The organism is Pedobacter sp. CG_S7 (assembly GCF_040544395.1).
Taxonomy (GTDB): Bacteria; Bacteroidota; Bacteroidia; order Sphingobacteriales; family Sphingobacteriaceae; genus Pedobacter.
The window spans coordinates 1-12,516 of the sequence record NZ_JBEONS010000002.1; the positions used below are offsets into that span (position 1 = coordinate 1).

Here is a 12,516-nt window from a genome sequence, read left to right on the forward strand (position 1 = left end):
CCGCTTTTTTCTGAAAATAAAATCCAAAGAAAATAACACCTTAAACGATTTTTCAGGTCAGTAAAGTAAGTTAGAGGGAACCTGAGTGGTTACTTTAAACGAATATATTTAATATTATTATTCACCTAAAATTAAAAATTCATGAAAAAACTTCTACAAAGTTTGTTCGTGTTGATGCTCATTGCTTTCTCAGCAGTGGCTCAAGAGCGGACGATTACTGGTACAGTTACGGGACAAGATGATGGACTTCCATTACCTGGAGTTTCTGTCAAAGTCAAGGGAACAAAAATCGGAGCGATTACAGCAGGAGATGGGTCGTATTCTGTCAAAGTAACTTCATCGGCTTCACAAACGCTTACTTTTTCTTCAATTGGTTATTCACCTGCAGAATTATTGGCATCCTCTAATGTTTTAAATGTTGCATTGAAAACAGATGCAAAACAGCTAGGTGATGTAGTGATTGTTGGTTATGGAACTCAAAGTTCTAGAACAGTGACCACTTCAATTTCCAGGATTTCTGGAGACGAAATTAAAAACCAACCTGTAGCAAACGTAGCTCAAGCTTTACAAGGGCGTTTAGCTGGTGTACAGGTTACATCTGGCGGAGGCCGTCCGGGTTCTCCAATTCAAATCAACGTACGGGGAAGATCATCAATTCAGGCAGGAAATGATCCGTTATACGTGGTAGATGGCGTTATCTTGCCTTCAAATAGTACTGGTACTCCAGTAACCACTGGAGCAGGTATATCTGCTTTAGCTAACTTAAACAGCGAAGATATTGCATCTGTTCAAGTTTTAAAAGATGCTGCTGCTGCAATTTATGGATCAAGAGGTTCTAATGGTGTTGTTATTATTACCACCAAAAAGGGAACTGCTGGAGGTAAATCTGTAGTGAATTTTAACACTTATAATGGTTATCAGAAATTTGCTGGAACCAAAAATTTCCTTGATGCATCTTCTTACAGACAAATGTATAACGAAGCATTGGTTAACAGTACGCCTTCTTTACCAGCAAAATTTACACAAGCTCAAATTGATAATCCAGAAGCAAATGTGAATTGGTTAGATGAGATTCAACGTTCAAAATCTCTAGTACAAAATGTTCAATTGTCGATTGCATCAGGTGGAAATGAGAAAACTCAATTTTATACTTCCCTAAATTATTTCAATCAGGATTCAAAATTGCTTAATGGTTCTTTTAAGAGATATGCAATCCGTTTAAATGTTGATCACCAAGTGAACGACTTTTTAAAATTTGGAAGTAACATTGCAATTTCCAAATCAGATCGTGCAGAAACTCCAGTTGATAACAGTATATTTTCACCATTTCCAAGAGCATTAATTGCTCGTCCAGATCAGCCAATCTATAATGCAAGCGGTTCATTAGCGTCAAATGATTTTAATAATCCGGTTCATATGTTCGAATCGAAAAACTATGTAGGATTATCAAATATTTTCAATTCGACTTATGCGGAAGTGAAGATCTTGCCAGAATTAAAATTCAAATCTTCTGTAGGTATTGATTATAGTTATCTTGATCAGAGAACCTTTGACCCATCTACTTCATTATCAGGTTTAGGATCTAATGGTGCGGCTAGCAGTGGATATGTTCAAACGCAAAATTATTTAGCTACGCAGAACTTATCTTATCTAAAGAATTTTATAGACGATAAGTTAACTGTTGATGCGACATTAGTTTATGAGTTTCAATGGAATAATCGTGACAATAATCGTGTAGATGGACAAAACTTTCCTTCTAATAAAACTCCTTATTTGACTTCTGCTGCTAAAATTATAGGTGGAACATCTGCTTTCACTAATTACAAAGTGGAATCTTATTTAGGACGTTTGAATTTAGCTTGGGAAAATAAATACTTATTAGGTGGTTCCATTAGGAGGGATGGCTCAACTAAATTTCCAACAAAAGGCAGATTTGGTTATTTCCCTTCTGTTTCTGGAGGTTGGGTTGTCTCTGAAGAGAGTTTCTTACAAGGCAATAACATCATCTCTAATCTAAAAATCAGATCAAGTTATGGCTTAACGGGTAACCAAGAAGGTATTGGTAACTTTGCCTCGAGAAGATTGATAGGCACGGGTTTTAATTATGACGACCAGCCTGGTTTTGCATTGAATGCAATTGGAAGTCCAGATTTGAAATGGGAAACGACGGCTCAATTTGATATTGGCTTAGATTTATCAATATTAAAGAATAGAATTAATTTAAGTGCGGATTATTATAATAAGAAAACTTCGGATTTATTGATCAATAGACCTATACCTAGTACTACAGGTTTCTCAACTATTCTCGAAAATGTTGGAACGATGAATGGAAAAGGTTGGGACTTTAATATCAGCAGTGATAACCTTGTTGGGGCATTAAAATGGTCAACATCATTCAATATTTCCACTTATAAAAACGAAGTAACGGCACTTTATAATAATCAGCCAATTAATGGCTCTTTTGTAACTCAATCTGCAGTTGGACATCCACTAGGTTCATTTTATGTGATTAAATCACTTGGAGTACATAAAACTACAGGTGATATGTTATATGAAGACTTTAACGGTAACGGTCTAATAAATGCTGATGACAGACAATTTTTAGCTTCTCCACTTCCAAAGTTCTATGGTGGTTTAAATAATAATGTTTCTTATAAAGGGTTTGATTTAGGTGTATTATTTCAATATTCTTATGGAAATTATTTGTATAACCTATCTGCTGAAGGAACTGGTGGAAATGGAAGTTTAGGTGCTGCTGCTACAGCGACTGGAGTTGCAACAAACGTTGATAGAGATGTTTTTGAAGATCGATGGACACCAACAAATACTGATTCTAAATATCCAAGAGCTGTTGGTGGTGCTAGAGGAACATATAATACTCAACGTTCTTCAAGATACTTAGAAGACGCAAGTTATATCAGACTGAAGAATGTTTCATTAGGATATTCTATTCCTAACAACATTGTTAACAAGCTTAAGCTTTCAAGAGCTAAAATTTATGTTTCAGGACAGAATTTATTAACATTCACTAAGTACACTGGTTTTGATCCTGAGGTTTCATCTGATTTTACTGTTGCAAATACAGGTGTAGATCAAGGTGCTATTCCGCAATTTAAAACAGTAATGTTTGGTATTAATATTGGTTTATAAAAAAGTATAAGATGAAAAACAAAATATTATTAATTGCATTGGTTACTGCTAGTTTAATGACTTCATGCAAAAAGGAGCTGGATATTGACCCCACCGCATCATTATCCCCAGAAACTGTAGGATCTTCTGATGTACAAAAACTGATGAATGGTGTATATGATGGGCTACAAGAAGGAAATACTTCTTATTTCTATTTAAGCTATGCGGTTGAAGATTTATCTGCAGATAACTTAGCTTATAGAGCAACATTTTTTCAAAATGGTGAAATTGATAACAATGCTATTTTGCCGAGTAACGTGCTTACACAACGTTATTTTAACGCTCCATATGTTGTAATTCAGCGTGCCAATGATTTATTAGAGATTATTAATAACTCACCTGACGTGGCTGAAACAGTAAAGAAGTCTTTGTTAACTCAAACCTATTTCTTAAGAGCATATGCATACTACAAATTGGTAACTTTATTTGGCGCTGTGCCTATTGTATCTAACAGAGATGTAGTTAAAGTTCCTCGTAATTCAGCTGATGAAGTATATGCCCAGATTATTGCAGACTTAAATGCAAGTGTTGCTGCAGGTGGCATTATCTCTGATAGTAAATTTGCCTCAATCGAAGCTTCAAAAGCTTTATTAGCAAGAGTATATTTAATTAAAAAAGATTATGTTAATGCTAAAAAGAACGCTTCAGAAGTTATCGCATCTTCAAAATTCGCAATAGCCAATGATTACAATTCTATTTTCGCACCACCATATGTATCCACAGAACATATTTTCAAAGTAGTTTTTACATCAACTGAAGGAACTAACTCGCTTTCTTATTTCTTACAACATCCTTCCATGCCTGGTGGTGGACGAGCTGAATTACCTGCTGACGCCTCGTTGGTTGCTGCTTATGAAACTGGTGATCAAAGGAAGACAGCTTCAATGACTCAAGTTTCAGCTCCATTAGCTAATCCAGGATGGTATTCTAAAAAATATCAGGATCCTAATGGTGCCGCAGCTCATCCATATTATATTTTAAGAATTTCTGAAATGTATTTAATTGTTGCTGAGTCTCAGTTATTAACTTCTAATAATCCTTTAGATGGAGCTGCATTAACGGCTATCAACAGTGTTAGGACAAAAAGAGGTTTAAGTGCGTTGACTACCTTGACTTTACAAGATGTTATCAAAGAGAGAAGAGTAGAATTTGCATTTGAAAATCTAAGATGGATGGATATGAGAAGAACACCATCTCCATCAAACCCTGCAAAATCTATGGCAACAGTTTTTCTGGAAGCTAAAGGACGCACAATTAATGATGAATTATATCCTATTCCACAAGCTGCTATAGACGTAAATGATTTGTTAAGACCAAATAACCCTGGTTATTAATAGATTTCTATCGCGACAATAGCGTTAAAAAAAAGCTGTAGCATTTTTCAATGCTACAGCTTTTTGCTTATTAGAAATAAAACTTTTGTTGATTCTATAGTTGGTGCAGGGAATTTCCGTTCTCTCCTACTTTTAACACAACATTTCTCCCCAAAACCATGGCTTTATTATCCTCGATATGGCCTATAGGGAAGTTAAAACAAACAGGATAATCATACTCCTGCACTGCATCCCAAATTACCTCTTCAGGGGTTTGTCCGAATGGGATTTTCTCTTCCTCTATTTCATTAAAAGCACCCACAATCAGTCCTTTTAATTTAGAAAGTTTACCACTGCGTTTCAGCATCCTTATCATCCGGTCAATAGAAGATTCACTTTCTCCAACATCCTCAATGAAAAGAATTTTATCTTCATAATCCATTTCCGATAAGGAACCCTGAACCATCACTAATAGTGTCAGGTTCCCCCCTATTAATTGTCCTTCTGCATGTCCAGGTCTATTTTTAAAAGCACTCGTATATTCATAGTGAAGAGGTTCTCCAAATAAGGCCTTTCTTAAAGACTCCAGTGATTCTGGTGAAGCTTGATCAAAAGTATATGGCATCTGACCATGTATGCTTTGAGTATTCAGCCTGGTATAAACATGGGATAGTAAGACTGTGATATCGCTAAAGCCTACAATCCATTTCGGGTTTTCCTGAAATGCCGTAAAATCAAGTTCATCAATAATACGGATGGTACCATAACCCCCACGGGCAGCAATAATGGCTTTAATGGATGGGTCATCTAAGAAACTTTGGATATCACGGGTTCTTAAAGCATCATTCCCGGCAAACTGGTGATGATGGGCATAGACACTTTCACCAATTATTACTTCCAAACCCCATTGTTTAAATAGCTCCACAGCAAGGTCAATTCTCTTCGGTAATTTTTTTGCTGGTGAAACGATGGCAATTTTATCACCCTTTTTTAAATATGCTGGCTGTTTAATCATTTGTAAAAATCTTATATTTGGCAAAATAATAAAAATAGTTTTGGATAACAGCAATATAAAGAGATATACCGTTACGGCGGCTTTACCCTATACCAATGGTCCAGTACACATTGGACACCTGGCTGGTGTTTATTTGCCCGCCGATACTTATGTCCGTTACCTTCGCTCCAATAAAAGAGACGTGAAGTTTATTTGTGGTTCTGATGAGAATGGCGTCCCTATTACTCTTAAGGCTAAAAGGGAAGGCGTAACACCACAGGTCATTGTAGATAAATACCATAAAATTATAGGTGATTCTTTTAAGGAATTCGGTGTTTCATTTGATATTTATCACCGTACCTCTTCTTTAATGCACCACCATACGGCATCAGATTTCTTTAAAACCCTTTATGATAAAGGTATTTTTACAGAGGAGGAGACCGAGCAATATTTTGATGAAACCGCACAAACCTTTTTAGCGGATCGGTATATTACTGGTACTTGTCCGAAATGTGGCAATGAAAATGCCTATGGAGACCAATGTGAAAATTGCGGCAGTACCTTAAATGCTACAGACTTAATTAATCCGAAGTCGACGCTTTCCGGTGAACCTCCCGTTCGCAAAGTAACAAAAAACTGGTTTTTGCCCTTAGATAAATACGAAGATAAGTTGCGGACTTATATTGAAAGTCATAAAGAATGGCGGCCAAATGTTTATGGTCAGTGTCAAAGCTGGTTGAATGCGGGATTGCAGCCAAGGGCGATGACCAGGGATTTAGATTGGGGCGTAAAAGTTCCGGTTAAGGATGCTGAAGGAAAAGTTTTGTATGTGTGGTTTGATGCACCAATAGGCTATATTTCTGCTACTAAAGAGTTGTTTGACTACGCCAGGCTGGATGTTTGGAACCCTAAAGCTGAAGAATATTATATTAATCAAAATGAAGTAGAAAAAGGAAACTGGGAAGATTATTGGAAGGATGAGGAGACCAAATTAGTTCATTTTATTGGTAAGGATAACATTGTTTTCCATTGTATCATTTTCCCTGCCATGTTAATGGCGCATGGGGATTATATTCTGGCAGATAATGTTCCGGCTAATGAATTCCTTAATTTGGAAGGTCAGAAGATCTCTACTTCTAAAAACTGGGCTGTTTGGCTTAATGAATACCTTGAGGAGTTTAAAGACAAGCAGGATGTACTTCGCTATGTTTTGACGGCAACGGCTCCTGAAACGAAGGATAATGATTTTACCTGGAAAGATTTCCAAGCACGTAATAATAATGAGCTTGTTGCCATCTTTGGAAACTTCGTTAATCGGGTTGTTGTGTTAACGCATAAATATTTCGCTGGTAAGGTGCCAATGTTGATGCAATTGCAGCCGGAAGATCAATTGGTGATTGATGAATTGGCAGCTGCTCCTGCAAAAGTTAGTGCTTCTATCGAAAACTATCGGTTTAGAGAGGCGATGTCTGAGGTAATGAATGTGGCTCGTTTGGGTAATAAATACCTGGCGGAAACTGAACCCTGGAAGGTGATTAAAACTGATGAGGACCGGGTAAGGACGATTTTGAACATTAGTTTGCAGATTGTTGCTACGCTGGAAATATTAGTGGAGCCTTTTCTTCCTTTCACCGCCAATAAGTTAATGAAGATGTTGAATTATGGGGGTAACTTATGGGAAGATGCCGGTAAAATGGATTTGTTACGCCGTGGTCACCAAATTAATGAGGCTCAGCTTTTGTTTGAGAAAATTGAGGATGAGGAAGTTCAGGCCCAAATTGATAAATTGAACCAAAGTAAAGTGGATAACATTGTCGCTAATGTTGTTGCTGCTCCTGTTAAGGATAATATCGAGTTTGAGGACTTTAATGCGATTGATATCCGTGTAGCAACGATTGTTGCTGCCGAAAAAGTGGAGAAAACTAAAAAATTGTTAAAGTTAACTCTGGATACGGGTGTCGACCAGCGGACGGTTGTTTCTGGTATCGCCGAGTATTTTAAGCCTGAAGATATCATTGGAAGGCAGGTTAGTGTGGTGGTAAACCTTGCTCCGAGAGAAATAAAAGGAATATTATCGCAGGGAATGATTTTAATGTCTGAAAATTCAGATGGAAAACTTACTTTTGTGGCTCCTGCAGAAAACCATAGTAATGGTAGCGTAGTGAGGTAGGTAGTAAATGGTCCCGTAGTTCAACGGATAGAATAGAAGTTTCCTAAACTTTAGATATGAGTTCGATTCTCGTCGGGACCACAAGTGTAATCCGTAAAACCCTGCAAATCAAATGTTTGCAGGGTTTTTTATTTTGAATATTACAGTTTTACTGACATTGTTTATTGATGGAAATTAAAGCTGATAGAAATTTTGGAGATTGTGATTGCGTCTTTTCTACCATTAGCCATAACATCTCCATTTACGAAAGAGTACTTCGCTAAACCGGCTCTTTAGGCGTTGTTATTCTTACTGCCAATCAATTTCTAAAAGTCTGTTAATTATTTTACTGTTATCAGAACAAAGTTTGTTTTTATTTTTTTCGAGGTACGAGAAACAGTATTCAAATTCAGATTCTAAATGTTGAAATAAATCTTCTATACTTGAATGTTCTTTTTTTATTTCAGTTTGCAAAACTGTGTAATATAAAAACTTGCCAATGTACCATTCTAAGTGTATCCAAAGATTTGTGTATTCATTGATATAGTCTCCAGAATGAACAATTTGATTTCTATGTAGGTAAATTCGTTGTAATTGAAACTCAATTGACTCTTTTGATGAGTTAATTCTATTTAGCAAATTTTCGAGTTTGCCTTCACTTAATGGCTTTATTGTTGATGAATATTCATGAGCAAGTAAGCTCGAAATTGTATCAAAGTGTTTAAACTTATCTATTGGCTTTTCTTTGAGCCAATCAAGCCATATAGTTAAATCTCTTCCAGTATTATTTTTAGGTAGTTTTGCTATATCAATTGCATTAAAACAACCTTTGTTTACTTTATTTACTATGGCAATTCTTTTTATTAAATATTGAATGTCCCGAGTTACTGCTCCGAAAGAAAAAACCTTTGAAAATAAACTTCTAACATTTTCGATGTCTGCTTTATGGGTGCGATATGGTAATATACTTTCAATTGAAGTCCACAAAAGTGATAATGAGTTTTCTATTGATTTTGACCCTAGAGCTAGATTGTAGTAATAAATAGATTTTTTTAACTGATCATTTTTTATAAAATCAATTATAGAACCATCTTCGAAATTAATATCATTATTATTTGTTAGAGAAAGAAACAAAGTGCTTTTTCTTGATACAACACTAATTGGGTCACCGCTAATTATTATGTTTTTATAAAATCTATGGCTTGAGTTGGCTTTTTTCCAATAGCTATTTTTAAAAAAATTAGTGAAAAGTGCCAACGATTTTCTATCTCGGCTTACTACAATATTTTTCAGTAGTTCATCATATTGATTTCTAATATAAGAGACAGGATCTGAGGTGAAACAATTATAATAAATTACTTCATCACGTGGGTTAAAATCCCTTTTTGGGTTAAATTCAGAACTGAATTCACTTGCTTTTCTAATATCAGCATTACCAATTTTGTATATAATTTTTTTTATGTCATCAACCTCAAGTAAATTGTTGCCTAAGTATACTATTAATTCATAATTATCATTAGCATGATCAAAAAAATCTAAAAACTTATCTAGATTAATGTGGCACTTTGTTTCAATCCATCTACGCAAGACTTCATTCAGTGTACTTATGCTATATCCTTTATAAAGTAAGTACGGTATCGTTATGTCAACCAAACTTGTAATACGGTCAATATTACGTTCAATTTGTTTTGTTTCATCAAAGTCAATTTTTTTTAATTCAGTTATTATATTATTAAAATAATTTTTTTCTAACTGAATTGAATGCTTTTTTAAGGTGTGAATAAAAGCTTCAAGTTTGTCTAAACTATCATTTTTGAAAGCTTCGTCTTCATTAAAACTTAATAGATATTTTTTTAAATCATTAAAGTAGAAGTCAACAATCGTATCGTTTACAATGTTCTGTTTAATATTTGAGGATTTAGCCTCCTTAATAATTACAGAAAGACTTCTTAAGGTTCTAATTCTTTTTTTACTTAATTCTGAAAGTTTTATTAGTTCAATTAATTGGGTGAATCCATTTATTGTTCTATGCTTTTTAGATATAGTTTCGTCATAATCACAGCGTTGTATAATTCTTTCAATGAAAAATTTTTCAAGTTTAGTTGAGTTATAATTCCATTTGGAATGTTGAGTTACCCACATTTTTATATTCGGTTAGATTTTCTTTTATTATAATTACACTGATAACCTAATTTTCTAAATGGTATTATGCTAACCGCTCTGATTTTGGTATTGTGTAATTGTTGCCACGAAAATACTTTTTTACTTTAAATTAACAAGATAATTACCTTATCATAGATACGGATTGAAATATGGATGCCTTATTATGTAGCTTGAATACGAAACAACGGAGTTAGTTCTCATGTATATTCCGATGTAAGGTTTCTTATGCCACGCTCTGTTGGTATAAATGTTTCTGGAATTCTATGAATATAGAGCTTATACTTGCTGCACTCCCTAAGGCACTTTTGGCATCCTCTAAAGAATGATATTTGTTTGTTAATAGTACAGGAAGTTTTTCTTGGTCAAGTTCATCTACGCCTGTTTCAATGTATTTGGTCAACACGAATTCGATAAATTCCTTTTGCTTATCGTTCAATAACGCAAATATTGTTGCCTGTGCTGCTGCCACACGTGCTTCTCTAGATATTGGCTTAATCTCACTATTGAAGACATATTCTAAAACGTCGAATAAATCGCTCTTTTCTGCATCTATTAATTGCTGCAGTGTATGCAACTCATCTTTACCAAAACCAGCTTCCTCTAGTTTTGCTAATAAATCCTTCCTGGTAATGGGGTTACTCCAAATGGTGCGTAACTCATCTTCACTTTTGAAAAGATTTGGTAGCTCTCCAAAAAGATTATTTAAAAACTCTTCCGAAGATATTGGTTTACCGTCTGCACTCCAGAAAGAAGTCGACATCATAAACTGAATATCTCTTTCTTTTCCATCACGTAGCTTTATTTTAATTTTCTTCCTTGTTTCTGGAGGTTCGCCATCTCCTGTTGTTGATGGCTTCGGAGGGCTAGTGTAAGTGCCCGGCGGTTCTTGAACAATATTGGTTTCTGGTTCCAAAGGTTCTCCATCCCATGCAGGGTCAGCGAAATGGTGGTATGCATCAACAAAATCGTAAATGGTAAAAAACTCTTTTCCATCAAATAAACGTGTGCCTCTACCAACAATCTGTTTAAATTCAATCATTGAATTTACCGGACGAAATAGTACAATGTTTCTAATGTTTCGAGCATCAACACCTGTGGACAGTTTTTGCGAAGTAGTTAAGATTGCAGGGATGGTTTTTTCATTGTCCTGAAATTCTCTTAAAAACTGTTCTCCAATCTCACCGTCATTGGCTGTTACCCTAACACAATAGTTTGGGTTTTTATCTTTTTTATTTTGATTGACTAAATCACGTATTGCAGAAGCGTGGTCTTGAGTAGCACAAAAGATAATTGCTTTTTCTTTTTGGTTAGCCTCATTCATATAAATCTGAACACGCTTAGCTTCCCGTGCCTTTATTTCAATAATCCTATTGAAATCCGCCTCTTTATATAATTTCCCTTCCTCAATTTCTCCTTCTATGATTTGGTCATCGCTAGTGTAAATATAATCGTCTAGGGTAGTCTTGAAGCGTTTTACCTTAAAAGGAGTTAAGAAGCCATCATTAATGCCTTCTTTAAGTGAATAGATGTAAACAGGTTCGCCAAAATATTTATAGGTGTCTACATTATCATTCCGCTTTGGTGTTGCCGTTAAACCGAGCTGAACCGCAGTGTTAAAATATTCTAGAATTCCTCTCCAGTTACTTTCGTCATTGGCTCCGCCACGGTGACATTCATCAATAATAATGAAATCGAAATAGTCCGCAGGATAAGCACCGAAGTAAGGCGCAGATTTACCCTCTGCATCTGTACCCGACATAAAAGTTTGAAATATCGTGAAGAAAATACTTCCATTAGTTGGTACACTTCCTTTTTTACTGATTTCTTTCGGACTAATTCTAACCAAGGCATCTTCTGGGAAGGCAGAAAATGAGTTAAAAGCTTGATCGGCCAGTATATTTCTATCTGCTAAAAACAAAATACGAGGCCTTCTACTACCATCTCGACTTAAGTTCCAACGGGTTTGGAACAGTTTCCAGGCAATTTGAAAGGCTATGGCGGTTTTTCCAGTACCTGTAGCTAAGGTTAACAGAATGCGTTCTTTATTCTTTGCTACGGCTTCTAATGTGTTTTTAACGGCAATTTCTTGATAGTAACGTAATTGCCAACTTCCACTCTTATCTTCAAATGGAATAGCTGCAAACTTCTCTCTCCATTCATTTTTTACAGAAAAGGTTTTATCCCAAAGTTCTTCAGGTGTGAAGTAATCGGCAACCAACTTCTCTTCGCCAGTTTTAAGGCATATATAATAAATCTCTCTGCCGTTTGTTGAGTAGGTAGTTTCCAGTTTTAGCTTGTTGCCGTATAGTTTGGCTTGAGCAACACCTTCACCAACTTCCAATTCGTCACTTTTAGCTTCAACTACGGCCAACTTTATGCCCTTATAAACCAGAATATAATCCGCTATCATAGGTTTACTACGTGTACCACCAACATTAATTTTACCATCGGTTATTTTGGCGTTACGTTCTCGAAGAACTTTTGATCCTTGTATAACACCCCAGCCACATGCTTTTAGCTTAGGATCAATCAGTTCTGCTCGTGTTTCTGCTTCGTTCATTTAGAGAGTGTTTTTTTCTATTGAGTTTATATTATGTTTTATCTGTTTTCTTGCAGGTGTTGCGCAATAGCGTTTTTCTTCAAGTTCAATACTATCAATTAGGTTAGGATTTGCTATTTTTACAATTATCAAATAGCAATCAAATAAA

At 35.4% G+C, this 12,516-nt stretch carries 6 protein-coding genes and 1 tRNA gene; 4 read left to right on the plus strand and 3 right to left on the minus strand.

All coding sequences use genetic code 11. The annotated features are described in order from the left end of the window. Window positions 1-141: 141 nt before the first annotated feature. Both AAKU52_RS01915 and AAKU52_RS01920 read left to right on the plus strand, forming a co-directional pair. Window positions 142-3,150, plus strand: a complete 3,009-nt coding sequence (locus tag AAKU52_RS01915) for a SusC/RagA family TonB-linked outer membrane protein (RefSeq protein ID WP_354329639.1) — start codon at window positions 142-144, stop codon at window positions 3,148-3,150. An 11-nt stretch (window positions 3,151-3,161) separates the two neighbouring features. After that, window positions 3,162-4,523 (plus strand): RagB/SusD family nutrient uptake outer membrane protein, encoded by a 1,362-nt coding sequence (locus tag AAKU52_RS01920; RefSeq protein WP_354329641.1) that lies wholly within the window; start codon window positions 3,162-3,164, stop codon window positions 4,521-4,523. 94 nt (window positions 4,524-4,617) lie between these two features. Here AAKU52_RS01920 and AAKU52_RS01925 read toward each other — a convergent pair whose 3' ends face one another. Next, window positions 4,618-5,517, minus strand: a complete 900-nt coding sequence (locus AAKU52_RS01925) for a S66 peptidase family protein (RefSeq protein ID WP_354329643.1) — start codon at window positions 5,515-5,517, stop codon at window positions 4,618-4,620. 40 nt (window positions 5,518-5,557) lie between these two features. Between AAKU52_RS01925 and metG the strand changes: the two genes are divergently transcribed. Next, on the plus strand, window positions 5,558-7,666 hold the full coding sequence (gene metG / locus AAKU52_RS01930) for a methionine--tRNA ligase (protein WP_354329645.1): 2,109 nt from the start codon (window positions 5,558-5,560) through the stop codon (window positions 7,664-7,666). 9 nt (window positions 7,667-7,675) lie between these two features. After that, window positions 7,676-7,747 (plus strand) — tRNA-Arg (locus tag AAKU52_RS01935). A 207-nt stretch (window positions 7,748-7,954) separates the two neighbouring features. On the opposite strand, the gene AAKU52_RS01940 is transcribed toward AAKU52_RS01935, so the two are convergent. Continuing rightward, window positions 7,955-9,787, minus strand: a complete 1,833-nt coding sequence (locus AAKU52_RS01940; RefSeq protein WP_354329647.1) for a hypothetical protein — start codon at window positions 9,785-9,787, stop codon at window positions 7,955-7,957. A 244-nt stretch (window positions 9,788-10,031) separates the two neighbouring features. Further along, complete coding sequence (gene hsdR / locus AAKU52_RS01945; RefSeq protein WP_354329649.1) at window positions 10,032-12,368, minus strand: EcoAI/FtnUII family type I restriction enzme subunit R; 2,337 nt, start codon at window positions 12,366-12,368, stop codon at window positions 10,032-10,034. Between the last annotated feature and the right edge of the window lie 148 nt (window positions 12,369-12,516).

What these genes read in the sequence shown, in the direction of transcription:
- AAKU52_RS01915 (WP_354329639.1), top strand. Translation starts at nt 142, where the DNA reads ATGAAAAAACTTCTACAAAGTTTGTTCGTGTTGATGCTCATTGCTTTC.
- AAKU52_RS01920 (WP_354329641.1), top strand. Translation starts at nt 3,162, where the DNA reads ATGAAAAACAAAATATTATTAATTGCATTGGTTACTGCTAGTTTAATG.
- AAKU52_RS01925 (WP_354329643.1), bottom strand. Translation starts at nt 5,517, where the DNA reads ATGATTAAACAGCCAGCATATTTAAAAAAGGGTGATAAAATTGCCATC.
- hsdR (WP_354329649.1), bottom strand. Translation starts at nt 12,368, where the DNA reads ATGAACGAAGCAGAAACACGAGCAGAACTGATTGATCCTAAGCTAAAA.
- AAKU52_RS01940 (WP_354329647.1), bottom strand. Translation starts at nt 9,787, where the DNA reads ATGTGGGTAACTCAACATTCCAAATGGAATTATAACTCAACTAAACTT.